Annotated in this window: 23 protein-coding genes and 1 tRNA gene; 15 read left to right on the top strand and 9 right to left on the bottom strand. The window is 61.8% G+C overall.

What is annotated here, in order from left to right:
* Nucleotides 1-20 precede the first annotated feature (20 nt).
* The 3 genes from folE (at nt 21) to NKI41_RS25260 (ending at nt 2,218) form a co-directional block, all read left to right on the top strand.
* Nucleotides 21-656 carry a GTP cyclohydrolase I FolE gene (folE, locus tag NKI41_RS25270; RefSeq protein ID WP_352466975.1) on the top strand — a complete coding sequence of 212 codons (636 nt, stop codon included), beginning with the start codon at nt 21-23 and terminating at the stop codon, nt 654-656.
* 35 nt (nt 657-691) lie between these two features.
* Nucleotides 692-1,162 (top strand): phosphoribosyl-AMP cyclohydrolase, encoded by a 471-nt coding sequence (gene hisI / locus NKI41_RS25265; RefSeq protein WP_352540664.1) that lies wholly within the window; start codon nt 692-694, stop codon nt 1,160-1,162.
* Nucleotides 1,163-1,246: 84 nt separating this feature from the next.
* Entirely contained in the window at nt 1,247-2,218 is a 972-nt protein-coding gene (locus NKI41_RS25260) for a patatin family protein (protein ID WP_023678882.1), read from the top strand.
* A 19-nt stretch (nt 2,219-2,237) separates the two neighbouring features.
* Here the strand turns inward: NKI41_RS25260 and recJ are convergent, their stop codons facing one another.
* From recJ to NKI41_RS25235, 5 genes are all read right to left on the bottom strand, one after another.
* Entirely contained in the window at nt 2,238-4,022 is a 1,785-nt protein-coding gene (gene recJ / locus NKI41_RS25255) for a single-stranded-DNA-specific exonuclease RecJ (RefSeq protein ID WP_352685541.1), read from the bottom strand.
* A 60-nt stretch (nt 4,023-4,082) separates the two neighbouring features.
* The gene (glpX, locus tag NKI41_RS25250; RefSeq protein WP_352540666.1) at nt 4,083-5,066 is read right to left on the bottom strand and encodes a class II fructose-bisphosphatase; all 984 of its coding nucleotides are present in this window, start codon (nt 5,064-5,066) and stop codon (nt 4,083-4,085) included.
* 143 nt (nt 5,067-5,209) lie between these two features.
* On the bottom strand, nt 5,210-6,523 hold the full coding sequence (locus tag NKI41_RS25245) for a homoserine dehydrogenase (RefSeq protein ID WP_352500850.1): 1,314 nt from the start codon (nt 6,521-6,523) through the stop codon (nt 5,210-5,212).
* Between the two features lie 40 nt (nt 6,524-6,563).
* Nucleotides 6,564-7,781 carry an LL-diaminopimelate aminotransferase gene (locus NKI41_RS25240; RefSeq protein ID WP_352451361.1) on the bottom strand — a complete coding sequence of 406 codons (1,218 nt, stop codon included), beginning with the start codon at nt 7,779-7,781 and terminating at the stop codon, nt 6,564-6,566.
* Between the two features lie 40 nt (nt 7,782-7,821).
* The gene (locus tag NKI41_RS25235; protein ID WP_352540667.1) at nt 7,822-8,208 is read right to left on the bottom strand and encodes a hypothetical protein; all 387 of its coding nucleotides are present in this window, start codon (nt 8,206-8,208) and stop codon (nt 7,822-7,824) included.
* Between the two features lie 97 nt (nt 8,209-8,305).
* On the opposite strand from NKI41_RS25235, the gene phaC reads away from it, so the two are divergent.
* The 3 genes from phaC (at nt 8,306) to NKI41_RS25220 (ending at nt 11,836) form a co-directional block, all read left to right on the top strand.
* Nucleotides 8,306-10,141, top strand: a complete 1,836-nt coding sequence (gene phaC, locus NKI41_RS25230; RefSeq protein ID WP_352540668.1) for a class I poly(R)-hydroxyalkanoic acid synthase — start codon at nt 8,306-8,308, stop codon at nt 10,139-10,141.
* Nucleotides 10,142-10,468: 327 nt separating this feature from the next.
* Nucleotides 10,469-11,587, top strand: coding sequence for a YcbK family protein (locus tag NKI41_RS25225; protein WP_352685557.1), 1,119 nt, complete (start codon nt 10,469-10,471; stop codon nt 11,585-11,587).
* A gap of 174 nt (nt 11,588-11,761) precedes the next feature.
* Nucleotides 11,762-11,836 (top strand) — tRNA-Glu (locus NKI41_RS25220).
* A gap of 124 nt (nt 11,837-11,960) precedes the next feature.
* On the opposite strand, the gene NKI41_RS25215 is transcribed toward NKI41_RS25220, so the two are convergent.
* Nucleotides 11,961-12,257, bottom strand: a complete 297-nt coding sequence (locus NKI41_RS25215) for a DUF982 domain-containing protein (RefSeq protein ID WP_023678889.1) — start codon at nt 12,255-12,257, stop codon at nt 11,961-11,963.
* Between the two features lie 296 nt (nt 12,258-12,553).
* Here NKI41_RS25215 and map point away from each other — a divergent pair, with 296 nt between their 5' ends.
* Together map and radC are read left to right on the top strand one after the other, a co-directional pair.
* On the top strand, nt 12,554-13,381 hold the full coding sequence (gene map / locus NKI41_RS25210) for a type I methionyl aminopeptidase (RefSeq protein ID WP_352451363.1): 828 nt from the start codon (nt 12,554-12,556) through the stop codon (nt 13,379-13,381).
* A 52-nt stretch (nt 13,382-13,433) separates the two neighbouring features.
* A complete protein-coding gene (radC, locus tag NKI41_RS25205) occupies nt 13,434-14,180 on the top strand; it encodes a RadC family protein (RefSeq protein WP_352540669.1) in 747 nt (248 codons plus the stop codon).
* A gap of 88 nt (nt 14,181-14,268) precedes the next feature.
* Here radC and NKI41_RS25200 read toward each other — a convergent pair whose 3' ends face one another.
* The 3 genes from NKI41_RS25200 to NKI41_RS25190 form a co-directional block, all read right to left on the bottom strand.
* Nucleotides 14,269-16,848 carry a bifunctional diguanylate cyclase/phosphodiesterase gene (locus tag NKI41_RS25200; RefSeq protein ID WP_352473926.1) on the bottom strand — a complete coding sequence of 860 codons (2,580 nt, stop codon included), beginning with the start codon at nt 16,846-16,848 and terminating at the stop codon, nt 14,269-14,271.
* Nucleotides 16,849-17,295: 447 nt separating this feature from the next.
* Nucleotides 17,296-18,339 carry a class I SAM-dependent methyltransferase gene (locus tag NKI41_RS25195; RefSeq protein ID WP_352685540.1) on the bottom strand — a complete coding sequence of 348 codons (1,044 nt, stop codon included), beginning with the start codon at nt 18,337-18,339 and terminating at the stop codon, nt 17,296-17,298.
* Between the two features lie 59 nt (nt 18,340-18,398).
* Complete coding sequence (locus NKI41_RS25190; protein ID WP_352685539.1) at nt 18,399-19,493, bottom strand: glycosyltransferase family 4 protein; 1,095 nt, start codon at nt 19,491-19,493, stop codon at nt 18,399-18,401.
* Between the two features lie 494 nt (nt 19,494-19,987).
* On the opposite strand from NKI41_RS25190, the gene NKI41_RS25185 reads away from it, so the two are divergent.
* The 7 genes from NKI41_RS25185 to NKI41_RS25155 all read left to right on the top strand — a co-directional run bounded on the left by NKI41_RS25185 (nt 19,988) and on the right by NKI41_RS25155 (nt 25,990).
* Nucleotides 19,988-20,344, top strand: coding sequence for an SPW repeat protein (locus NKI41_RS25185; protein WP_352451366.1), 357 nt, complete (start codon nt 19,988-19,990; stop codon nt 20,342-20,344).
* Between the two features lie 131 nt (nt 20,345-20,475).
* Nucleotides 20,476-20,925, top strand: coding sequence for a DUF2231 domain-containing protein (locus NKI41_RS25180; RefSeq protein ID WP_352539756.1), 450 nt, complete (start codon nt 20,476-20,478; stop codon nt 20,923-20,925).
* Nucleotides 20,925-22,271, top strand: a complete 1,347-nt coding sequence (locus NKI41_RS25175) for a PQQ-dependent sugar dehydrogenase (RefSeq protein WP_352685538.1) — start codon at nt 20,925-20,927, stop codon at nt 22,269-22,271. Before NKI41_RS25180 ends, NKI41_RS25175 begins: the two co-directional genes overlap by 1 nt.
* Before the next feature lie 93 nt (nt 22,272-22,364).
* The gene (locus tag NKI41_RS25170; RefSeq protein WP_352567649.1) at nt 22,365-22,553 is read left to right on the top strand and encodes a hypothetical protein; all 189 of its coding nucleotides are present in this window, start codon (nt 22,365-22,367) and stop codon (nt 22,551-22,553) included.
* Between the two features lie 59 nt (nt 22,554-22,612).
* Nucleotides 22,613-23,428, top strand: coding sequence for a cytochrome c oxidase subunit II (gene coxB, locus NKI41_RS25165; RefSeq protein ID WP_352500857.1), 816 nt, complete (start codon nt 22,613-22,615; stop codon nt 23,426-23,428).
* 91 nt (nt 23,429-23,519) lie between these two features.
* Nucleotides 23,520-25,289, top strand: a complete 1,770-nt coding sequence (ctaD, locus tag NKI41_RS25160; RefSeq protein ID WP_352470447.1) for a cytochrome c oxidase subunit I — start codon at nt 23,520-23,522, stop codon at nt 25,287-25,289.
* Nucleotides 25,286-25,990: a cytochrome c oxidase subunit 3 gene (locus tag NKI41_RS25155; protein ID WP_352539753.1), complete on the top strand. Its 705-nt coding sequence runs from the start codon at nt 25,286-25,288 to the stop codon at nt 25,988-25,990. Before ctaD ends, NKI41_RS25155 begins: the two co-directional genes overlap by 4 nt.
* The last annotated feature ends 3 nt before the right edge of the window (nt 25,991-25,993 follow it).

The raw sequence follows: 25,993 nt of genomic DNA, 5'->3' as shown, positions 1-25,993 counted from the left end.
GAACTACGGGAGACGCCTTTATGGACGCCGTTATCAAGAAACTCATGCCGCGGTCTGCCTATATGGAAAAGCCGGTCACCGACCGGCCGAGCGAGGCCGAAGTCGAAGCCGCTGTGCGCACCTTGTTGCGCTGGACCGGCGACAACCCTGACCGCGAGGGCCTGATCGACACGCCGAAGCGCGTCACCAAGGCGTTCAGCGAAATGTTCAACGGTTATGATATGTGCCCAGCCGAGGAACTTGGCCGCACCTTTGAGGAAGTTGCCGGCTATGACGACCTCGTTCTCGTCAAGGACATATCCTTCCACTCGCATTGCGAGCATCACATGGTGCCGATCATCGGCAAGGCGCATGTCGGCTATCTGCCTGACGGCAAGGTTGTCGGCCTGTCCAAGATAGCCCGTGTCGTCGACATCTTCGCCCATCGCTTGCAGACCCAGGAAGCGATGACCGCGCAGATTGCCGGCGTCATCCAGGACGTGCTCAATCCGCGCGGTGTGGCCGTTATGCTTGAGGCCGAGCATATGTGCATGGCCATGCGCGGCATCCGCAAGCAGGGCTCCACCACGCTGACCTCAACCTTCACCGGCGTCTTCAAGGACACACCCGAAGAGCAGGTCCGCTTCGTCACCATGGTGCGCGGCGGCAGGATCTGATCGGCCTGCCGGCTTCGCTAGATAAGGACCGGCGAATGTCGGCATTGGAATTCCCGAAAGCTCCAACAGACAAGAAGGCACTCGAGGAAGGCGCGGTCCTTTCACCGCGCTTCGATGCTGCCGGCCTCGTCACTGTCGTGGTCACCGATGCCGAAGACGGCGTGCTGCTGATGGTCGCGCATATGAATGCCGAGGCGCTGGCGCTGACGCTCGAGACCGGCATCGCGCACTACTGGTCGCGTTCGCGCAACGCGCTGTGGAAGAAGGGCGAAACCTCGGGCAATGTCCAGCAGGTCGTCGAGATGCTCACGGATTGTGACCAGGACGCGATATGGTTGCGCGTCAAAATGCTGGGTCACCAAGCAACTTGTCACACCGGCCGACGTTCATGCTTTTATCGGACGGTGGGGCTGAGCGATGGCAAAGGGACGCTTGCCAGCGACGGCAGCAAGCCGCTGTTCGATGCGGAAAAAACCTATCGAAAGCCCAATACACCATCAATATGAACCATTCGCAGCACTTCAGCCACGTATATTCATGATTTCGATACGGCCCGCCTATAGGATGACCGTGGGACAAGGGAGATTGTGATGCTCGACTGGGCGTCATTGCGCAACAGACCTGACGTTCGGGAGGCCAATGGCCTCTCCTCGGCCGCGGGCGCATCCGAAACCAAATCTCCGGGCAAAACTGGGATTTCGCTGGCATTGGGTGGCGGCTGTGCGCGCGGCTGGGCGCATATCGGCGTGCTGCGCGCGCTTGATGAAGCCGGCATCGAAGTGTCGATGATCGCCGGCACCTCGATCGGCGCGCTGGTCGGCGGCTGCTATGTTGCCGGCAAGCTCGACGAGTTGGAAGAATTCGCGCGCAGCCTGACCAGGCGGCGCATTTTTGGCCTTCTCGACCTCAATCTACGCGGCAGCGGCCTGTTCGGTGGCATGAAGCTCGATGCGCGGCTGCGCGAGCACATAGCCGGCATCCGCTTCGAGGACCTGCCAAAACCATTCGTCTGCGTCGCTTCGGAAATCCGCACCGGCCATGAGATCTGGCTGTCGAGCGGCTCGTTGAGCACCGCAATGCGCGCCTCCTACGCGCTGCCCGGCGTGTTCGAGCCGGTCGCCTGCAATGGGCGTGTGCTGGTTGACGGCGCACTGGTCAATCCGGTGCCGGTCTCGGTCTGCCGTGCCTACGAGCAGCCGCTCGTAGTTGCGGTGAACCTTCACTACGATCTGTTCGGCCGCGCCGCGGTGATCAAGCACAATGCCGGCGAGCTGGTCATCGAGAAAGACGCGCCGAGGGCCGGCCACGCCGATCCCGAACGCCAGTCGCGCGAGACGCGGCTCGGCATTACCGGCGTCATGGTCGAGGCCTTTAACATCATCCAGGACCGCATTTCGCGCGCCAGGCTGGCCGGCGACCCGCCGGACATATCGCTGCAGCCGAAGCTCAGCCATATCGGCCTGACCGAATTCCACCGCGCCGACGAAGCGATCCGTATCGGCTACCAGGCAACGATGGCGCAGATCGGCGACCTGACCCGGCTGCAGACCGTCCTCGCTTAGGCAGGGCGGCAGCGAGCTCTCAGGCAAGCGCCGCGTCGATGATGCGGAACTGCACCGTGCGGTTGCCGTTCCAGTGATTGCCCGACAGCGAGCCGGCGACGTGCACCGGTTTGCCCCTGTTCTTGAACAGGAATTCGCCGAGCGCAGTATCGACGGCGCGAAAGGCGATCGCCTGGATGCGGCCGCCGCTTTCCGACTGCAGGTCGGCGCGGATGTGGTTGCTGCCGACCGCCCGCGCATCGACAAGCCGGTGGCGCGGCAGCGCGAACACCGGCGCAACATGCCCGGCGCCGAACGGCCCTGCCCTCTCAAGCGCATCGAGCAGCGCAAGCGTCGCGCCCTCGGCGGCAAGCGCGCCGTCGATCGCCAGGCTCTCCTCGCCTTGCAGGCGGAACACATCCACCGCCGCGCGCTCTTCGAAGAAAGCCCTGAGTTCGCCGAGCTTCGCCCGCTCGACAGTGATGCCGGCCGCCATTCCGTGGCCGCCGCCCTTGACGATAAGCCCGGCATCGGCAGCCTCGCGCACCAGCCGGCCGAGGTCGAAGCCCGACACCGAACGGCCTGACCCCGTACCGACACCATTGGCGTTGAAGGCGATGGCAAAGGCCGGCCGTCTTGCATGGTCCTTGAGCCGCGAGGCAAGCAGGCCGACAATGCCAGGATGCCAGTTGCTGCTGGCTGTCACCACGATGGCCGGACCATTGCCGCCGGCAAGCTCGGCATCGGCCTCTGAGCGCGCGGCGGCCAGCATCTCCTGCTCCATCGACTGCCGTTCCTGGTTGAGCCGATCCAGCGTCTCGGCGATGGTGCGGGCCTCGAGCGGGTCGTCGGTTGCAAGCAGGCGGCTGCCAAGTGCTGCGTCGCCGATGCGCCCGCCGGCGTTGATGCGCGGACCGATCAGAAAGGCCAGATGGAACGTGCTGATCGGCTCGCCTATACGCGAGACCCGCGCCAACGCCGCCAGCCCTTCGTTTCTCTGCTGCCGCGCCACCTGCAGCCCCTTGACCACGAAGGCGCGGTTGACGCCGGTGAGCGGCACCACGTCGCAGACTGTGCCCAGCGCCACCAGGTCGAGCAGGCCAAGCAGGTCCGGCGGTGCGGCATCCGGCAAGCGGCCGCGCAGGATCTTCGCGGTCTGCACCAGGCAAAGGAAGACGACGCCGGCGGCACAAAGATGACCTTGGCCGGAAAGGTCGTCCTCGCGATTTGGGTTGACGACCGCAGCCGCCGCCGGCAGCGGCCCGCCGACCTGATGGTGATCGAGCACCACGACGTCGGCGCCGGCGGCCTTTGCGGCGTCGATGGAAGCAGCACTGTTGGTGCCACAATCGACGGTGACGATCAGCGTCGCGCCGCGCGAGACGAGTTCGCGCATCGCTTCCGGATTGGGGCCGTAACCCTCGAAGATGCGGTCCGGTATGTAGATCTCCGACGCCACCGAGAAATATGCGAGAAAGCGCTTGAGCAGCGCCGACGAGGCGGCGCCGTCGACATCGTAGTCGCCAAAGATCGCCACTTTTTCCCTGGCCATCACCGCCTGGGCGATGCGAGCGGCGGCCCTGTCCATGTCGGTCAGCGATGCCGGGTCGGGCAGCAGATTGCGGATGGTCGGATCCAGAAACCGCTCGGTCTGCTCGGCGGTGACACCACGCCCGGCCAGCACACGTGCCACGATGTCAGGCACGCCATACCCTTGCGCGATGGCGAGCGCGGCCATGTCCTGACGCTCGGTCAGCCGGTGTTCCCAGGAAACGCCGGTGGCCGACTGCCTGACATCGAGGAAAAAGCGTCTTTCCCCCGTCACGTGACGCGCCGTCTGCAATTTGTCATTGCGCACAATATGCAACGGCTAACTGAGTCGAAATCAAAACTTTTCCAGATCCTGATGCCTGGCTTTGATTTCGCGCACGGTCCGCGATGACGAGCGCAGCACGATCGTGTGCGTGGTGATGAAATTGCGGCCGAACTTGACGCCGGCCAGCATATTGCCGTCGGTAACGCCGGTCGCGGCAAACAGCACGTCGCCGCGTGCCATGTCTTGCGTGTGGTAGATCCGTTTAGGGTCGGAGATGCCCATCTTGGCGGCGCGCGCCAGCTTTTCCGGCGTATCGAGGATCAACCTGCCCTGCATCTGGCCGCCGGTGCAGCGCAAGGCGGCAGCTGCGAGCACGCCTTCGGGCGCGCCTCCGGTGCCGAGATAAATGTCGATGCCGGTTTCGTCCGGGTCGGTGGTGTGGATGACCCCGGCGACATCACCGTCGCCGATCAGACGGATCGCGGCTCCGGTCGCCCGCACGGCTTCGATCAACGCGCCATGGCGTGGCCGGTCGAGAATACAGGCGGTGATCTCCGCCACCGGCACGCCCTTGGCCCTGGCGAGGCTGGCGATGTTTTCGGCCGGCGAGGCATCGATGTCGATGATGCCGTCGGCATAACCCGGACCGATCGCGATCTTGTCCATATAGACGTCCGGCGCGAACAAAAGGCTGCCTTTTTCGGCAATGGCGATAACGGCCAGTGCGTTGGGCAGGTTCTTGGCGCAGATCGTCGTGCCTTCGAGCGGATCAAGCGCGATGTCGACAGCCGGGCCTTGGCCGGTACCGACCTCCTCGCCGATATAAAGCATCGGCGCCTCGTCGCGCTCGCCTTCGCCGATCACCACCGTGCCGTTGATGGCAAGACGGTTGAGCTCCTGCCGCATGGCATCGACCGCGACCTGGTCGGCGGCTTTCTCGTCGCCGCGTCCGCGCAATCTGGCGGCCGCGACCGCGGCGCGTTCGGTGACGCGCACCAATTCCATGGTCAGTATCCGGTCGAGGCCGGCGACAATGTTCTGGGCCACATTCATCGATGGACAATCCTCGTTGGCAGTTTAGCCTCCCGCCAGAGACGCGCTTCTTGTGTCAAAGCCCCGTGACAACAGCAAGACCTGCGTTGGACCTTTTTGAAAGCGCAGCAATATCAATCGATTAAACGCAAAATGTGAGACTGCTATCCGGCCCGCTCGATGCGGATGACTTGCGGCTTGTCGGTCAGAAGGCTGTCCCTGGTGATGCCGTCGACGGCCTTGCGCACCGCCGCCTCGGTCGTCTCGTGGGTCACCAGGATGACCGTCTTCTGTGCCTCGGTTTCCGGCCCGGCGGCATGCTGGACAATCGATTCCAGCGAAATGTCGTTGTCGGCCATGCGCTTGGCTATTGCCGCGAAGACGCCGAGGCGGTCGTGCACGGTCAGCCGGATGAAATAGCCGCCGGCATGGCTGCGCATCTGCGCCTTCTTGTAAGGCTTCAATTCCTTTGCCGGCCGGCCGAAGACCGGACCATGCTGGAAGCCAGGCCGGCTCTTGGCGATGTCGGCAATGTCGCCGATCACCGCCGACGCGGTGGCGTTGCCGCCGGCGCCAGGGCCCGAAAGCAGCAATTCGCCGAGGATGTCGGTTTCTATCGCCACCGCGTTGGTGACGCCGTGTACCTGCGCGATGACCGAGGCCGTCGGCACCATGGTCGGGTGCACGCGCTGCTCGATGCCGCTTTCGGTGCGTTGGGCGACGCCAAGCAGCTTGATCCGGTAGCCGAGATCGCCGGCCGCGCGGATGTCGGCCTGGCTGATGTTGGAGATGCCTTCCATATAGATATCGTTGGCGGCGATCCTCGTACCGAAGGCAAGGCTGGTCAGGATCGACAGCTTGTGCGCGGTGTCGTGGCCCTCGATGTCGAAGGTCGGGTCGGCTTCGGCATAGCCCAGCCGTTGCGCATCCTTCAGGCAGGCATCAAAGGACAGGCCCTCGGCTTCCATGCGCGTCAAAATATAATTGCAGGTACCGTTGAGGATGCCGAAAACGCGGGTCACCGAATTGCCGGCCATCGCCTCGCGCATCGTCTTGATGACCGGAATGCCGCCGGCCACCGCCGCCTCGTAATTGAGCAGCACGCCTTTCCTCTCGGCGATCTCGGCCAATGCCACCCCGTGCTTGGCAAGCAGTGCCTTGTTGGCGGTGACGACGTGGCGGCCGGCCTCGAGCGCCGCTTTGACGGACGAGCGTGACGGGCCTTCGTCGCCGCCAATCAGCTCGACGAAGACATCGATCTCGGCGGTCTGCGCCATCTTGACGGCGTCGTCGAACCACTGTGCTGTGCCAAGATCAACGCCGCGGTCGCGTTTGGGATCGCGGGCCGAAACCGCCGACACGACGATGTCGCGCCCGCACTGCCGCGTCAGTTCGGCCGCCTTGTCGCGTAGCACGCGGGCCACCGACGCACCGACGGTGCCGAGCCCGGCAATTCCAACACGCAACGCTTCAGCCATGTCCGGCGACGCCCCATTCAGTCGGTTGATGTGTAGAAAATCAGCGATGCGCGGCGAGCGGCACGACATTGTTTGGCTGCTTGGCGCTGGACGTCAGGAAGCGCTTGATGTTGCGCGCCGCTTGCCGGATCCGGTGCTCGTTTTCGACCAGCGCGATGCGCACGTGATCGTCGCCATGCTCGCCGAAGCCGACGCCCGGCGCCACCGCGACGTCGGCGTGCTCGATCAGGAGCTTGGAGAATTCAAGCGAGCCAAGGTGCTTGAACGGCTCCGGGATCGGCGCCCAGGCGAACATCGATGCCGCCGGTGCGGGAATGGTCCAGCCGGCGCGGCTGAAAGCGTCGACCATGACATCGCGGCGTTTGCGGTAGACGTCGCGCACTTCCGCGATGTCGGCGCCATCGCCGTTGAGTGCATGCGCCGCCGCCACCTGGATCGGCGTGAAGGCGCCGTAGTCGAGATAGGATTTCACTCGCGTCAGCGCCGAGATCAGCCGTTCATTGCCGACCGCAAAACCCATGCGCCAACCCGGCATCGAAAAGGTCTTCGACATCGAGGTGAACTCGACGGCGACGTCTATGGCGCCCGGCACCTGCAGCACCGAAGGCGGCGGATTGCCGTCGAAATAGATCTCCGAATAGGCAAGATCCGACAGGATGATGATGTCGTTCTTCCTCGCGAAGGCCACCACCTCCTTGTAGAAATCGAGCGAAGCGACCAGTGCCGTCGGATTGGACGGATAATTGAGGATCAGTGCCAGCGGCTTCGGGATCGAATGGCGGATGCCGCGCTCCAGGGCCGGGATGAAGCCGTCGTCCGGCTCGACCTGCAGCGAGCGGATGACGCCGCCCGACATGATGAAGCCGAACGCATGGATCGGATAGGTCGGATTAGGGCAAAGGATCACGTCGCCGGGGGCGGTGATCGCCTGCGCCATATTGGCGAAGCCCTCCTTCGAGCCGAGCGTCGCCACCACCTGGCTGTCCGGGTCGAGCTTCACACCGAAGCGGCGGGCATAGTAGTTGGCCTGGGCACGACGCAGGCCCGGAATGCCGCGCGACGACGAATAGCGGTGCGTGCGCGGATCGCGTACCACCTCGCAGAGTTTGTCGACGATGGCCTTGGGCGTCGGCAGGTCCGGATTGCCCATGCCAAGGTCGATGATGTCGGCGCCGCGCGAACGGGCGCTGGCCTTCAGCCGGTTGACCTGTTCGAAGACATAGGGCGGAAGCCGGCGGACCTTGTGAAATTCTTCCATGGCAGTTCCAGACAGTGAGGTTGCGGTCGCGCGTATAAGCTTATTTGCAACTAGGGTCGAGAGCGGGGTCGCATTTGCCTTCGATCTGCTTCAGCGCCTCGGCGCCGTGTTTTTTTGCCAGCTGGTCCAGCGCTGCCTGGTCCGCAACCTTGACGCCCCCGCCCTTGGCGGCCTGGCTCTGTTCCTCGGCCTTCAGTTGGGCGAGCTTGGCGTTCTTTTCCTCGTCGGTGAATTGTTCGGCCGCCACCTGCGGCCGGATGTTCAGGTTCGGATAGGAACCGGTGTCCTTCGCGCCGACAAGGCCGGTGGCGGGCGCCGCACCTTCCATGTTGCTGCTCGTGCAACCGGCCATCGCCAACAGGACGAGCGCCATGCGGCAAAAACGACCAGTGCCGGAAAAAACGTTCTTGCCAATATTAATCGTCATATTGTTTTCCTGGCGGCCGGGTTAGAGCACATTGGACCCTGTTCGATATCCCATGGTAATATGTCAACAAAACGCTTCGGGAGGAACCCCGCGAACCATGGCCAAAACACCCGATTCGGGCAAAGCGGAAGATGACCAACCTTCGACCGTCGAGCAATATCTGGTGAAGGACCCGGAACGCTTCGCGCTGAACATGGCTCGCATGATCGAGCAGGCCGGCAAGGCCGCCTCGGCATGGGCCGAGCCGCGGGAAAAAGGCGAGGTGCGCGATCATGTCGCTGAGCCGGTCGTCGACATGGTGAAGACGTTCTCCAAGCTCACCGAGTACTGGCTCTCCGACCCGCAGCGCGCGCTGGAGGCGCAAACGCGGCTGTTTTCCGGCTACATGACCGTCTGGGCCAACGCCGTCCAGCGCATCGGCGCCGGCGCCGAGGACGCCGAGGACGCGGTCAAGCCCGAGCGCGGTGACAAGCGTTTCCAGGACCCGGAATGGGGCCGCAACGCCTTCTTCGATTTCCTCAAACAGGCGTATCTGGTCACCTCGCGCTGGGCGGCCGAACTGGTCGAGCACGCCGATGGCCTGGACGAGCACACCCGCCACAAGGCCGGCTTTTATGTCAAGCAGGTGTCCAATGCCATCTCGCCGTCGAATTTCATCCTGACCAATCCGGAATTGTTTCGCGAGACTGTCGCCTCCAACGGCGAAAACCTGGTGCGCGGCATGAAGATGCTTGCCGAGGACATCGCCGCGGGCAAGGGTGACCTGAAGCTGCGGCAGGCAGATTATTCGCCCTTCGAGATCGGCAAGAATCTCGCCGCCACCCCGGGTAAGGTGGTCGGCCGCAGCGACGTCGCCGAAATCCTGCAATACGAACCGACTACCGACACCGTGCTCAAGCGGCCGCTGCTGATCTGCCCGCCATGGATCAACAAATACTACATCCTCGACCTCAACCCGCAAAAATCCTTCATTCGCTGGGCAGTCGAGCAAGGCCACACCGTCTTCATCATCTCCTGGATCAACCCGGACGAGCGGCACGGCGCCAAGAGCTGGGAGGCCTATATCAGGGAGGGCCTGCAATACGGCCTCGACACGATCGAGAAGGCCACCGGCGAAAGGCAAGTCAACGCCATCGGCTATTGCGTCGGCGGCACGCTGTTGGCGGCAGCGCTGGCCTTGATGGCGCAGGAAGGCGACCACCGCATCAAATCGGCGACCTTCTTCACCACCCAGGTCGATTTCACCTATGCCGGCGATCTAAAAGTGTTCGTCGACGAGGAGCAGGTCGCGGCCGTCGAAAAGGCGATGAACGAGAAAGGCTATCTCGACGGCACCAAGATGGCGACCGCCTTCAACATGCTGCGCTCGGGCGACCTGATCTGGCCCTATGTCGTCAACAACTACATGCGCGGCAAGGATCCCCTGCCCTTCGACCTGCTCTACTGGAATGCCGATTCGACCCGCATGGGCGCTGCCAACCATTCTTTCTATTTGCGCAATTGCTATCTCGAGAACAGGCTTTCGCAAGGCATGATGGAACTGGCGGGCCGCACGGTTTCGCTGAAGGACGTTACCATGCCGGTCTACAACCTCGCCTCTAAGGAGGACCATATCGCGCCGGCGCTGTCGGTATTCCTCGGCTCGAAATATTTCGGCGGCGAGGTCGATTACGTCATGGCCGGCTCCGGCCACATCGCCGGGGTCGTCAATCCGCCGGCGGCGCAGAAATATCACTACTGGACCGGCGGCAAGCCGGCCGGCGACTTCGACCAGTGGCTCGCCGGGGCCACCGACCATCCCGGTTCCTGGTGGCCGCACTGGCAACGCTGGATCGAAGCCAAGGACAATACCCGCGTACCGGCCCGCAAACCGGGCGAGCATATGCAAGTTCTAGGCGAAGCCCCCGGCACCTATGTCAAGGTGCGCGTGTAACCATCTGTAATGTGTGGTGAGTTGACGCGCCGCCAAAAGCGGGCGAAATGGTGCCGTCAACCCTGAGCAGCCTTGATTCATCCTCTAGCCGCCAAATTACTTTGAGGCTTGCAGATTTGACACAGGTCTCGTCTCCGGTTCGGGGAACAAGGGTCATTTCGACGAGACGTTTCGACGCCGCGCCAATGACGAACCGGTCGGATATCGAGGGGGAATTTTGTTTTGAGATCAGCAGGATCGCGCCTCGCGAAGGGAGAAAGCCGCGCCATTGTGGCGGCGCTTTTCTCGGTGCTCCTGGCGTCCTGCACCTCGGCCGGCGACCCGACCATGTCGGTCGGCATGCCAGGCTATAATACCTCGGCTACCGAAATCAGCACGGCCGCCGGTGCGCCCCAGGCCAGCACGGCTGCATCATCGTCGCAGATGATAACCGCACAAATGACGATGAATGCCGACGGTGACGCCAACCTTCCCGAGCAGGTCGCCTATGTGCCAGTGGCCAAGCCAGGGGCCAAGCCCGATGCCGGCTTCCCGATCGCCGTTCCCACGGCAGCCGAGACGATCGCGGCACACACGACGCAGCCGCTGCAACCAAACGCCCAGACGGCTGAACAGGCCGAGGCACAGAACAGTGCTGATGCATCGAAGCCCGACGCCAAGGCCGCCGCGCCGGCGATGAACAACCCGGTTTATGTGACCGCCGGCGAGATGCCGCAGCCACAGGCCTACGCACCGAAGAAAAATTTCCTGGCCTCGCTGTTCAGCGCCACGCCTGCTTCGGCGGCACCTTCTTCGCCGGCCAACAGCAGATCGGGCGGGCAGCCAACGGTCATGCAGGCCAAGGCGACGCCTGCGGCAAAACCCACCGTCACCCTGGCTTCGGCCGATCCGGCTGAAAAGCCGGTGCAGCTGGTGTCGACGGGCGATACCAGCCACTTCACGGCCGATGCCCTGCCCGGCGTGCGCCAGACGGCGCTGTTCGAGATCAAGCGCAAATCCGGCCTCGACGATGAGAGTGACGTCGATCTCAACGAAGACGAAGGTTCGGGTGGCGCCTACCAGGTCGCCTCCGCCGCCGGCCTCGCCCGGCTGGCGCCCAACGGCCTCCTGAAACAGAACGAAAGCGTCGATGTCGCCTGCTTGAAGCCGTCGCTGGTTCGCGTGCTGAAGACGATCGAAGGCCACTACGGCCGCAAGATGACGGTCACCTCCGGCTATCGCGATCCGGCCCGCAACCGCCGCGCCAACGGCGCCAAGAATTCGCTGCACATGTACTGCGCGGCCGCCGACATCCAGGTCCCCGGCGTCTCGAAGTGGGAACTGGCGAGCTACATCCGCACCATGCCGGGCCGCGGCGGCGTCGGCACCTACTGCCACACCGAATCCGTTCACGTCGATGTCGGACCGGAGCGCGACTGGAACTGGCGCTGCCGCAGGCGCGGCTAGGGCGAGGATCTTCCGTCACCGCGAAGGCCCTTCGGCGGCGTTGCATCATGCCGCAAAAACCAGCTTGGCTGTCGGAAAGACGCGGTTTGGAGCCAAAGGAAAAAAGTTGTCGCAGCCGGCGGCAGACGGGTTGCCGGTTTGTCGCGACGCAACTATAAGCGCTCACATCTGAGCGCGCCCATCGTCTAGCGGTCAGGACACCGCCCTTTCACGGCGGTAACAGGGGTTCGATTCCCCTTGGGCGTACCAGCATTTCAACTTGGCATATGTCTATCGCCAGCGTGATGCTGCGCCAGCTCTGCTGGGCCCGCCACTCTGATAGGGATGTCGGCAAGAAGAGACGAAGACGACTGAGGACTACGTCGAAGGCTGTCTAAGCCCGCAGTCCCCTCGCCTCGCCGCCGCGCTTGCGCGGAACCATCATGTCCCTGGCAAGCAGGCCGCTCACCCGGCAAAAGGCCATGAAGGCCCGCCATGCGTCTTCGGTCTCGACGATGTCCACCGTGGCGCCAAAACAGGCATTGAACGCGGCCTGATAGGTTGGTCCCTTCCGGCGAACCGGCCACGTTTGCAGGAAATCGAGCGCCTGCTCGACACTGTAGATTTCCTCGACCGGCTGGCCGGGCACAGGCGCGATCCGCACCGGCACCTCGAATTGCAGTCTGTCCATTCGATCTCTCCCGAACTGACACCCCCGCAGCAACGCCGTTCGTCGCAAAAAATTGCCGTGGCGGCTTAATGCTTGGGCCGCTTCTCACCTAGAAATGTGTCGTCACTACGGTGGTCAATGAACCTGGCGAAGCATGGGCCGTTAGAGGCAAAGAGAATGCCCCCAGGCGTGAATATCGCCGGTCTTCGGCGGTCGCCGGCAGTTCGTCCTTGAACCTTGCGCTTTCCAGTGCCAAATCTGGGAAGGTTTCTCTCGCGGAGGCTCATCCAGCCCCGCATCCCTGCAAGACGGATAAAATGGTCACCTATCTCGACGCCGCCACGGCACCGCTCAGAAACACCGGCCAGATCCGTCTTTACGACGAGGAAGGTTTTGTCGGCATGCGCAAGGCTTGCGATCTCACCGCGCGCTGCCTCGACGAACTGGTACCGATTGTGGCGCCCGGCGTCACCACCGAAGCGATTGATCGCTTCGTCTTCGAGTTCGGGATGGACCATGGCGCGCTTCCGGCGACGCTCAACTACCGTGGCTATACGAAATCATCCTGCACCTCGATCAACCACGTCGTCTGTCACGGCATACCCGACAACAAGCCGTTGAAGGATGGCGACATCGTCAATATCGACGTCACCTATATCCTCGACGGCTGGCATGGCGACTCCTCGCGCATGTATCCGGTGGGCACGATCAAGCGTGCCGCAGAGCGGCTGCTCGAAGTCACGTATGAGTGCCTGATGCGCGGCATCGCGGCAATCAAGCCGGGCGCCCGAACCGGCGCCATCGGCGCCGCCATCCAGACCTATGCCGAAGCCGAGCGTTGCTCGGTGGTGCGCGATTTCTGCGGCCACGGGGTTGGCCGGCTGTTTCACGACGCGCCGAATATCCTGCATTACGGCAGCGCCAGCGAAGGCGTCGAGATGCGGCCGGGCATGATCTTCACCGTCGAGCCGATGATCAATCTCGGCCGGCCGCATGTGAAAGTGCTGTCGGACGGCTGGACCGCGGTGACGCGCGACCGTTCGCTGTCGGCGCAGTACGAGCACACGATCGGCGTCACCGAGACCGGCTGCGAGATCTTCACGCTGTCGCCAAAAAACCTCGACCGCCCCGGCCTGCGGGCCTAGTGTCTGGCAGATCGGGCGTTACCTTGCCCGGCAAATGCTGGGTGGGGCAGCCATGAACGGCAACGACGACGAGCGGGCCTTCTTTCCCGAAAGGCCAGTGCGATCCCACGCGAAGGCGGTGGCCGCCGACAAGCCGCATTATCTCGGCCATCGCGACCGCCTGCGCGAGCGCTTCGCCGCCGGTGCCAACACCCTCCCCGACTACGAACTGCTCGAGCTTCTTTTGTTCCGGCTGATCCCGCGCGCCGACACCAAGCCGGTCGCCAAGGCATTGCTGGCACGCTTCGGTACATTGGCCGAGGTCCTCGGTGCGTCCGTCGAGCGCCTGCAGGAGGTGAAGGGCATCGGCCCGGCGGTGGCGCTCGACCTCAAGGTGGTTGCGGCAACGGCGCAGCGCATGGCGCGCGGCGAGATCGCCGGCCGCGAGCTGTTGTCGACCTGGACGCAGGTTCTCGAATACTGCCGGTCGGTGATGGCCTTCGAGGAGCGCGAGCAGTTCCGCATCCTGTTCCTCGACAAGAAAAACGCGCTGATCGCCGACGAAGTCCAGCAGGTCGGCACCGTCGACCACACACCGGTCTATCCGCGCGAGGTGGTCAGGCGCGCCTTGGAGCTCTCCGCCACGGCGATCATTCTGGCGCACAACCATCCGTCGGGAGACCCGACGCCGTCGCGCGCCGACATCGAGATGACCAAGCTGATCATCGAGACGGCCAAACCGCTTGGCATTGCCGTTCACGACCACATCATCATCGGCAGGAAAGGCCACTCCAGCATGAAGGGCCTGCTGCTGATCTGAGGTTTGGCGTTGTCTTCAGCTTTGTCCGCTGTGCGCCTATGTACCGCAACGTGAAGGCGGTCGGCTCGATAAATTCTGGCGCCGAGGCTCAGCTGGCCGTGCGCAGGCGTCGCGATCGGACAAAGGTCTTAAGTCCCTCGGAATCGAACGCGTGGCCGAAGGCATAACCCTGCAATATGTCGCAGCCCAGGCCCTTGAGTAGCCGTGCATGCTGCATCGTCTCGACGCCTTCCGCCACGACCTCGATACCCAGCGACTTGCCGATTTCAATGATCGACGAGACAACCTGCCTTCTCTGCGGCGATTTGACGATTGGGGTGACCAGCTGCCGATCTATCTTCAGCCGGCGCGGCTGCAACTTCAGCAAACTGACCATTGAAGCGTAACCGGTACCAAAATCGTCTATTTCGATGTCAATCCCCAGTTCTTTTATCTGCTCGATGTTCCACGTGACAAGGTCGTCGTTCTCGTCCAGGAAAATCGACTCAACAAGCTCAAACGAAACTGTTCCCTTCTTGATATTTTGCTCTCGCAGGCTCTTGATGAGCTCCTCATCCTGAAGGCGCCTGGCCGAGACATTGACCGACACCCGCGGAATGTGAAGTTTTGCAGCGGACCACGCTTCGAAATCCGAAAGCGATTGCTTCAATATGGCTTGGTCGATGATCGAGACAACGTTCAGTTCTTCTGCAATCCTCAGGAAGACGTCGGGCGCCAAAATACCCTTTATTGGATGTTTCCACCTCGCCAGCGCCTCAACCCCAACGATTTCGAGCGTCTTTGCGTCAAATTGGGGCTGGTAGAACGGGATGAACTCGTTGCGCTCGAGGCCGCCGAGAATTTCGTCGGCAATCCGCTTGGTATCGACGATTTCGCTTTGCATCGCGTCTGTGAAGAATTCGTATCGATTGCGCCCCCGCCCCTTTGCTCGGTAAAGCGCGATATCGGCGTTCACCAGCAGGTGTTTGGCTTCGACATCTTTTCCGTTGTCGACAGCGATTCCCACGCTGACACCAAAACGGCATCGATGACCCTGATAGTAGACCGGTTCGCGCATCTGGCTGATGACGCGGTCGGCGAGCAGCGCCAGCTGCTTGGTATCGTCGCGCACCACGCACAGAACGATGAATTCGTCTCCCCCGATACGGGCGACGAATCCCTCGTCGCCGACCTTCGACCTGAGCACGGTTGACGCGTGAACCAACATCGCGTCACCGGCGGCGTGGCCCAGCGTATCGTTGATGTGCTTGAACCGATCCAGATCTATGTGAAGCAGTGCCGCGTGCCCGCCTGAGCGCCTGGCGTTTGCCGCGTAATGTTCCAGTACCTGGTCGAGGTAACGCCGGTTGGGCAAGCCGGTCAGCGAATCATGAAGCGCGATGTGCTCTATGCGCGCTTTGGCTGACTCGAGTTCTGCATTTTTCGACTCGGACAGCTGTTTTGCACGAACCAGATCCTTGTTCAGCAGGACGTCGGAAGTCACGTCCCATTCCGCGCCGATCATTTTTGGGGTGTCGTTTGCGACCCGGTAAACGATCGCCTTGGACCGGACATGACGGATCTCGCCATCCTGACGCACAATCCGGTACTCCGACAAATATGGTCGTCCGCTGGCCACCGCCCTGTCGAAGTCCGCGTTGGCGCCAGCCAAATCATCTGGGTGTATTGCTCCCGCCCAGTCTGGATAGCCCCGGTGCTCGCCGGTTGGTTTGCCATATATTTCGTTGACGCGATCATCCCACGTAAGCTCGTTGGTCGCTAGATCGTGTTCCCAAACCCCAATAGCCGACGCTTCCAGGGCGAGTTCCAAGCGTCGTGACAATCGACGCAACTCCGCATAATTGCGCTGTCTTTCGCCAATCAGGCGGCCTGTGACCAGGAAAGGGAACACAACCAAGGCTCCGGCCGTCGCCATGATAGCGCGCAACAACCATGCGTTGCTTGGCGTCGAAGGCCAGCCATTTTTGGGAATGGCCGCGATTTGCCACGAACCGGACGGGAGCACAACGTCGGCTGTCACCGGATCGCTTTTGCTGATCCGCTCATTACCGTAGAATTGGTCTCCATTTTGGCCGAGAGCGTCCCTGCCGATCAGCGCTATGTCAATCCCGAGATCGTCGTCAAGCAGCCCGCTCGCCCGATAAAGACGCTGCACGTCGACAACGGCGGAAATGATGCCCCAGAATCTTTCCGTATTGCCCGCGCTCCGCACGAAAACCGGAAAGCGGCCGATGAAGCCTTGTCCTCCCTGCTTCAGCTCGACGGGACCGGCAAGCACCAGCTTGCGTTCGTCTCGCGCCCTTAGCGCAGCCGCACGCTGTCGCTCGTTCTTGCGGTAATCCAGGCCCATCGCCTGCTCGTTACCCTCCATCGGGTACATCAGGGAAACGACCAGATCGGGCGCGCCGGCAATATTGTTCAATTGCGAGTCGGCGCCAAACAGATTGCTCGCGAGCGAGGCGAAGCGTTGCTGACCCATATAGGGCTCGGTCACGACCGCGGCGACCAATCCACGCACGAGTTGAAGGTTTCCGTTGATATTGCCTTCGAGCTTGGCGCGGATGAGGTTGACCTTGGTCAGCACGTCCGCACGGACGGCCTGGTCCGAGACGATTTTGTTCTGGTGCTCCGCGAAGGCAGCGCTGATAAGTATGACGACAAGCGCGATCGCCGCCGGAATATTTGCCGACGAAAAGACGACCTCCTTGATGCCGCCGAACCTAGCGCGGAAAAAAGCCAATAGGCGATTCCTCAAGTGCCATTTCAGGTTTTCGGGTCGACCCGATGAGGAACATTAGCTTTCAATGTTTAATTTGACCTTCACGCTCCTTAGAGCTTTTGCACTTCCGACCGTTGCTGATGTTGCAGGCCCGAGCGGTTGGAGCCAGCTGCCGACTTCCACTGCCATGGTCCCACTGATTGAGATGCGCTGGCGCCGGCGATCCAGCGTCTGTCGACCATTCGCGAGGAGATCTGCTCATCTCAAGGCGCTCGTCTGTGGAAGCGGACCGAGAGAGAGGCCGGCTAGACCTGGCTTGCTCGGAAGATCGAGGAGCGCGAGCGCGATTGCACAAGTCGACGCTCCGACCCGAGTACTCTGGAGCGTTGACCTGGACTAGTGCCCCTCAATCGCCTTGGGAGACACAAGGTATGGTATCTTGCCGACGCTGCGCTTCGTCGCGCCAATGGAATAAGCCATCGGTATCTTGGGAGAGTTCTCCGGCAAGCCGTACATATCCTTGCCGGCCCGCACGGCAAATGAAAAGTGCTGCCACGAAACCGTGTCATGCTCATTGAGAAAATCGAGCGTCAGACCAGCTGAAATCAGCGCATTCACCACGTCACTGATCGGGTGGATCCATTCATAATAGCGAGGATGCTTCAAGATGCGATCATCGCCGGTGTAGGTCAGTTCCTCGTTCCAGGCGAGCGGCCGAGCTATCGGCGTTCGCCAGTCGTGCTTCAATTCCAGGGCCGCGGCCTTTCGATCGCACTGAAACAGCAATGGATGGCCCTCGGCCATGTAGAGGCGGCCGCCGGGTCGCAGAAGATCGGCAACCACCCGCGCCCAACGGAACACGTCGTCCAGCCAGTTTACCGAACCCCAGGTAACGTAAGCGATATCAAAGGTCCGGCCGAGCGCTTCCACCGCCTCGAACAGTGGCGCTTCCACGAAGCGCACGTCGGTGCCTGCCTTCGCAGCAAAATCCCGCGCCGCCACGATCGCCGTCGGTGAAAAGTCGAGCCCGGTCACGCTGCCTGCGCCGAGATTCTTCAGGCTGATCGTGTCAAGACCAATGTGACACTGCAGGTGGACGATATCCTTGCCGGCGATATCGCCGAGCTCGCGCGTTTCCAGCTCATAGAGATTGGATCCGCCGGCCAGCACATTCTCGATGTGGTAGCTGCCCGTTGTGTCGGTCGAGTGCAGTTCGGCCCGATCATCCCAATTAAGGCGGTTCGCGCCCAGAAACCGTTCCAAATTCCCCCACCCCTGACCGACGCATGGTAAACAAGTCGTTAAAGCACCTTTGCAGCGAAAGTAGCGCGCGTCAATCCGGACCGGGCGGCAGTACGACGCCGCTCGCGAAAGCATTAGTCCCGGGAAGGCTTGCTGCTGATCAAAGGCTTCTGGCGCGATCGCCGCGCCCGGCGACAAGACCCCGCAGGCGCTCCCGGACTCCGCCGTCGTGGTCTGTATGTGGATCAGTCGGTTCCTCAGCCCGGCACAGCCACCATCGCGATATTTCTGGAGAGCTCGTTTGTGGGGGCAACTGCGTCTGCCGTGCCGCTCGTGAGTGCTCGGTAGAGTGCCAGATAATCGCTGCACATGCGCTCGACCGTGAACCGCTTCTCGAACGTCTGCCGCACTCGTGCGCGATCGAGGCTGTCTATGCGCCGGAGCGCGCCCACGGCTTCCTCCACCGTATCCACGATCCATCCGGACACACCGTCATCGATGATCTCCGGGACGGCGCCACGCCGGAACGCAACCACCGGCGTACCGCAGGCCATTGCTTCGATCGTTACGAGACCGAAGGGTTCCGGCCAGTCGATCGGAAACAAAAGCGCTTTCGCATTGCCCAGAAAATCCGCCTTTTGCCGCTCATCGATCTCGCCAATGAACTCCACGTTCGAATGCCGCAGCACTTGCGGCTCGACCCTTTCCTTCCAGAACGACTGGTCCACCTTGTCGATTTTGGCGGCGATCTTCAGGGGAAACCCGGCCCGCGCTGCTATTTGTATGGCGGCTTCCGGCCCCTTTTCCGGCGAGATGCGACCGAGAAACGCAAGATAGCCAGAGGTGTTCGGGTGGAATGGCAGAAGATCGCGGGGTAGGCCATGATGCACGGTTCCAACCCAATTGACGGGCGGCATGGGCCGGCGCTGGTCGAAGGAAATCGAGACCAGGGGAACGTCGTCGAACATCGCATAAAGCTGCGCCAGATCGGGCAGGTCGAGCCTGCCGTGAAGCGTGGTAACCGTTCGTCTGGCAAAATCCCGAATTATGGGGAAGTGCAGAACATCGACGTGGAAATGCAAAACGTCGAATTCACCGGCTCGCCGGCGCACCCGTTCAAGCATCATCACATGGTGCGGACCACCGTCCTGGACCCTGGGGTTCAGGCGCAGCGCGACGTCGCAACACGGCACCAGCTCGGCTGAGGTACGAGAATCGGCGCTGGCGAACAGCGTCACCTCGTGGCCCTGTCGGACAAGTTCTTCGGTCAGATACGAAACAATTCGCTCGGTTCCACCGTAGGTTCGGGGCGGCACGGATTCGGTTAGCGGTGCGATCTGGGCTATTTTCATCTAGAAAATCTTTTCGGCGGCGATCGCCGTCTTTCAAACAAGCTTCGGCGGCAACCAAGACAAGCGAGAGCTTCCCGTTGCGAAGTATTCTATGCAGAGCGCATTTATAGTTGTGCCGTCCGTGCTCCTCCCGTGCAATCAGGTTTCCCTTATTCAACTCCTCTGCATCCAAGAACTGCGATCCACGAGAAATGTTTCACCGGCTCGATAAAAAGACAGAATGAGCTACGCGCCGCCGCCCCGCCGCCCCTGACAGGCAGCCTTTGGATCGCTCGATCACCACCAATTGATCCAGGCGTGCCGGTGCCGAATGGAACATAAAGCCCGGAATTCAGTTAGATAGCTGGATTTGGCTGGAGTACCGCCAGATGCGGAATTCCAGCCGGGCAGGGCACTACCTTGACACGGAGTGAGCGGCTTCGGGCGCATCTCACCGAACTCAGGCACCACCTTGCCGAACTCAGGAGCCATAAACGCTCCTTATGGAGGATGCCATGAACCAGTGGACAAACGCCAGGCTCTGTGACGTAGCCAACCTGATCCTTGGGGCAATTCTGTTCTTCTCCCCCTGGATCTTCACCTTTGCGGCAGGCCCGCAGACGCAGAACGCCCTCGGCAGCGGAATCTTGATTGTCGTGCTTTCGGTTGCCGCCCTCGCAGCATTTGCCGTGTGGGAAGAGTGGGTGAACCTGGTCGTCGGACTGTGGGTTCTCGCATCGCCTTGGGTGCTTGGATTCCAGGCGACCACGGCGATGACCGTGCATGTCGTGATCGGCATTCTGGTCGCCGTGCTGGCGGCGATCGAGCTCTGGATGATGTATCAGAACCCGCCGACCCAGTCCGCCGCCTAACAGGCGCAGCCAGCCAGCGCCCTTTTTTGGGCCTGACGGATCTATCGGTCGTCTGCCGGTCTCTCGGCAACAGCCGCCGGAGGCCGGGCACGCGGCGTTTGTTTGGACGAGAATAGGAAGGATGGCGCATTATGGTCGGTGGCAATCCGCGTTCGACGGCCAGGATTGCGGGACATCCTATTCATCCGATGCTCGTGCCATTTCCGATCGCCTGCTTCGTCGGCACCCTGCTGACGGATCTAGCCTATTGGCGAACAGCGGAGATGATGTGGGCTGACTTCTCCGCTTGGCTGGTTACCGTCGGCGTGATCATGGGCTGCCTAGCAGCGATCGCGGGGCTGATCGATTTCCTGGCCAATCCGCTAATAAGGGCACAGCCCCCCGCCTGGCCGCACGTGCTCGGCAATCTTCTGGCGCTGGCGTTATCCATCATCAACATGCTCGTGCACACCCGCGATGCATGGACCTCCATCGTTCCTACAGGCTTGATCCTCTCGGCGGTTGTCGTGCTCGTCCTCATCTTCACTGGTTGGCTGGGCTGGTCCATGGTGTACAGGCATCACGTCGGAGTGGCGGATTGATGCGCATAGCAAGCTCCATCGGTCATGCCAGGCGCATCGCGGTGTCCGTCCTCGTTTGCACTGCGGCGATCACTCTTGCAGCGTGCAGCGGCAACGACCCGGACCCCAGCAGTCAGATAGGGCCGAATCCAAAACTGCCGGACCCGATCCAATATTTCTTCCCGGCCATGCATCTCGCTTCCGTGGTCGGATGGAAGAGCGACGAGAAGCCGACAGTCGCGCAGGGGCTGCAGATCCAGGTTTTTGCCCACGGCTTGCAGCATCCGCGGTCGCTTTATGTGCTGCCCAATGGCGACGTGCTGGTGGTCGAGTCCAAGGCGCCGGGTGGCGAACCGATCAAACGGCCCAAGGATTTGGTGATGGGCTGGATCGAATCCTGGGTCACCTCGGGCGGCGACAGCGGCCCAAGCAACCGCATTACGCTGCTGCGCGACGCCGATGGCGATGGCAAGCCGGAGCTGACCAGCGTATTCCTCGACCACCTGAGCTCCCCCTTTGGCGTGGCGCTGGTGGGAAGCGATCTCTACGTCGCCAATACCGACTCCATCGTCCGCTATCCCTACAACACCGGTGACACAAAGATCACCGCGCCCGGGACGCCGCTAACCGCCCTGCCCGGCGGCCCGATCGACCACCATTGGACGAAGAGCCTGGTGGCAAGCCCCGACGGCTCGCTGCTCTATGTCGGCATCGGCTCGAACAGCAACGTCGCCGAAAACGGCATCGAGGCGGAGAAGAACCGCGCCGCCATCTGGCAGGTAGACAGGGCCACCGGCCGGTCGCGCATTTTCGCCAGCGGTTTGCGCAATCCAAACGGCCTGAGCTGGGAGCCGCAGACCGGGGCGCTCTGGGCAGTGATCAATGAACGCGACGAGCTCGGCCCCAATCTCGTGCCGGATTATCTGACCTCGGTAAAGGATGGCGGCTTCTACGGATGGCCATACAGCTATTACGGCCAGCATCTCGATCCCCGCGTCATGCCCCAACGTCCGGACCTGGTCGCAAAAGCGATCGTTCCGGATTATGCACTGAGTTCCCACGTCGCCCCTCTGGGGCTGGCCTTCTATGCGGCAACCAGCCTTCCCGAGGCATATCGCGGCGGCGCCTTCGTTGGCGAGCATGGCAGCTGGAACCGCACGCGCTTCAATGGCTACAAGGTAGTTTTCGTACCATTCAGCGGCGGCCGTCCGAGCGGCGTCGCTACCGACGTGGTGACTGACTTCCTGGACAAGGACAACAAGGCGCGCGGCCGGCCTGTCGGCCTGGCTGTCGACAAAACCGGGGCCCTGCTCATCGCCGACGACGTCGGCAACACAGTTTGGCGGGTGACATCTGCCGGCCAATAAAGTGGCTCCACTCCCTTCGTCGAGCTGTCGGTCGAGCAGGTGGAGGGATCCCCGACGATCGCCGTTCCGGTGGTTCTGCTAGGCGCATTCGGCGTGCCCGCCATTGCCGGCTACTCCACGCTGACGATGTTTGCCGCGTGGCCGCATCGGGCGGGTGAGCTGGAAATAGATGAGGGCCTGCCGCTGATCACCGCCGAACCGAAGGACCGCCAGCGCCGCGAAATGGTATTTTTGCCCTTCCCACAGCCGGCTCTAGAATTTTCATCGCAAATCAAGTTATGATGCACTTGGTATTTCCCGGGACGGCTTGCGCCGCTTGGAATACCGGGAGGAACCGGGACATGGCCGTTGCGCTTGTACTCGTTCTGATAGTCGTGGGCTCGGTGTTGTTCCACTTCCTGAGCCCATGGTGGTGGACGCCGATTGCCTCGAACTGGGACTATATCGACAACACCATCATCATAACTTTCTGGATCACCGGTGTCGTCTTCGCCGCCGTGGTTCTTTTCATGGCCTATTGCGTCTTCCGCTTCCGTCATCGGGAAGGCAATCAGGCGGCATACGAACCTGAGAACAGGCGGCTCGAATCCTGGCTGACGGTCGTCACCGCGGTCGGTGTCACCGCTTTGCTCGTTCCAGGCCTGTTCGTCTGGAGCCGGTTCGTTACCGTTCCAAGCGACGCAACCGAGGTCGAAGTCGTCGGCCAGCAGTGGCAATGGAGTTTCCGCCTCCCCGGCAAGGACGGCAAGCTCGGCACATCCGACACTCGCGACGTCAACGCTGAAAATCCACTCGGCGTCATCGCCACCGATGCCAACGGTCAGGACGATGTCGTAGTGGAAGCGGCCGACCTGCACCTCCCGGTAGGCAAACCGGTCAAGATGCTGCTCCGCTCGATCGATGTGCTGCACGATTTCTACGTGCCGGAATTCCGCGCCAAGATGGACATGATCCCGGGCTCGGTCACCTATTTCTGGTTCACTCCGACCAAGACCGGAACCTTCCAGGTCCTGTGTGCCGAACTCTGCGGCCAGGGACATCCGATGATGCATGGCGTGGTCATGGTCGATACTCAGGAAGACTATCTGGCGTGGCTTGGCCAGCAGCAGACTTTTGCGCAGCTGTCCGCGCCCCAGCAGATGGGCTCGGCAGAGTAGGAAACCGGAACGACGGCCCGCCGTCGGGATTGAAGTTAATGCGGCAAGTCCGAACTGTCGGGCTGGCCGAGAAGGGCACGGAGGTGTTCCTATGGTCGATATCACACCTGCAGATGCGGTACCGCCGGCCGAAGTCGCGGAAATGGAACTCTACCATCCGCACAGCTGGTGGACGAAATACGTTTTCTCGCAGGACGCCAAGGTCATCGCCATCCAGTATTCGGCGACGGCGACAGCGATCGGCATGGTCGCGCTGGTGCTATCCTGGCTGATGCGGCTGCAACTCGGCTTCCCCGGCACATTCGACTTCATCACCCCGGAAGCCTACTACCAGTTCATCACCATGCACGGCATGATCATGGTGATCTACCTGCTCACGGCACTCTTCCTGGGCGGCTTCGGCAACTATCTGATCCCGTTGATGGTTGGTGCTCGCGACATGGTCTTTCCCTATGTCAACATGCTGAGCTACTGGATCTATCTGCTCGCCGTGCTGGTCCTGGTGTCGAGCTTCTTTGCGCCCGGCGGACCGACGGGTGCCGGCTGGACGCTCTATCCGCCGCAGGCGATCATGACCGGTACGCCAGGCGGCCAGGACTGGGGCATCATCCTGATGCTTGTCTCGCTGATCCTGTTCATCGTCGGCTTTACCATGGGCGGCTTGAACTATGTCGTGACGGTGCTGCAGGGGCGCACGCGCGGCATGACGCTGATGCGCCTTCCGCTTACTGTCTGGGGTATTTTCACCGCCACCGTCATGGCACTGCTCGCCTTCCCGGCGCTGTTCGTCGCCTGCGTGATGATGCTGCTCGACCGGGCGCTCGGCACCAGCTTCTTCATGCCGGCGATCGTCGAGATGGGCGAACAGTTGCAGCACGGCGGCGGCAGCCCGATCCTGTTCCAGCATCTGTTCTGGTTCTTCGGCCATCCGGAGGTCTACATCGTGGCGCTTCCGGCCTTCGGCATCGTATCCGACCTGATCAGCACCCATGCGCGCAAGAACATCTTCGGCTACCGCATGATGGTCTGGGCCATCGTCGGCATCGGCGCGCTGAGCTTCGTGGTCTGGGCGCACCACATGTATGTCAGTGGCATGCATCCCTATTTCGGCTTTTTCTTCGCCACAACGACATTGATCATCGCCGTCCCAACAGCCATCAAGGTCTACAATTGGGTGCTGACGCTGTGGCGCGGCGACATCCACCTCACCATACCGATGCTTTTTGCCTTGGCCTTCATCGTCACCTTCGTCAATGGCGGGTTGACTGGGCTATTTCTTGGCAATGTCGTCGTCGACGTTCCGCTTTCGGACACGATGTTCGTCGTCGCCCATTTCCATATGGTCATGGGGGTTGCCCCGATCATCGTAATCTTCGGCGCGATCTATCACTGGTATCCGAAGGTCACCGGCCGGATGCTGAACGAGACACTGGGCCGGTTCCATTTCTGGGTCACCTTCCTCGGCGCCTATCTGATCTTCTTTCCCATGCACTATCTCGGCTTGATGGGCGTGCCGCGGCGGTACAACGAATTGACCGACATGACGATCATGACGGAATCGGCCCACCACCTGAACTCGTTTATCAGCATCATGGCTTTTATAGTCGGTTTTGCTCAGATTGTGTTTCTGTTCAATCTCATCTGGAGCATCCGCCATGGCCGTGAGGCTGGCGGCAATCCGTGGCGGGCAACGACGCTCGAGTGGCAGACGCCCGAAACACCGCCCGCCCACGGCAATTTCGGCAAGGATCTGCCGATCGTCTATCGCTGGGCCTATGACTACAGCGTACCGGGAGCCAAGGAGGACTTCATACCGCAAAACGTTCCGGGCTCCTTCGCGCCCTCCAGGGAGCCGGCATGAGCGTAATCCTGGTCTTCCTGCTCGTGATCGCCGGTATTGCCGGGTGGTGGCTTTCCCATCAGCGGCTAATGACGAAGCCGTGGCTCGAGCAAGGTATGACCGGGGATTTTGTCGCTCTGGACCGATCGGCGCTGCCGACCGCAAAGATCGGTCTCGGCGTCTTCCTTGCCGTCGTCGGCTGCCTGTTCGCGCTGTTCACCAGTGCTTACTTCATGCGCATGGCGCTGTCGGATTGGCGGCCGCTGCCCATCCCGCCCCTGCTCTGGCTTAACACCGGCGTACTGGTCTTGAGCAGCATCGCGATACAGTGCGCTTCGCTCGCGGCGCGCAAGGGTCAAGTGGACATGGTCAGGCTCGGCCTCGCCACCGCTGGACTCACGGCGCTCGTCTTCCTGATTGGACAGCTTGTGGCATGGCGGGAACTGAGTGCGGATGGCTATTTTCTGGCATCCAATCCGGCCAACAGCTTCTTCTACCTGCTAACGGGAATGCATGGCCTGCATATACTGGGAGGACTGGTCGGGCTGGGCAGAACGAGCGTCGGCGCCTGGAACGGAGCGCAGCCGCAGCGGCTTCGCCTCAGTGTCGAGCTGTGCGCCATGTATTGGCATTTCCTGCTTTTCGTCTGGCTCGCCATCTTTGCGCTTCTGGCCGGCTGGGCTTCGACTTTAATCGACATTTGCCGAGGGTTGCTGACCTAGGAG

The sequence above is a fragment of the Mesorhizobium sp. M0601 genome, from assembly GCF_040320845.1.
In the GTDB taxonomy this organism is placed as follows: domain Bacteria; phylum Pseudomonadota; class Alphaproteobacteria; order Rhizobiales; family Rhizobiaceae; genus Mesorhizobium.
Note: the sequence above shows the minus strand (reverse complement) of the source record. Positions and strands in the feature narration are given on the sequence as shown.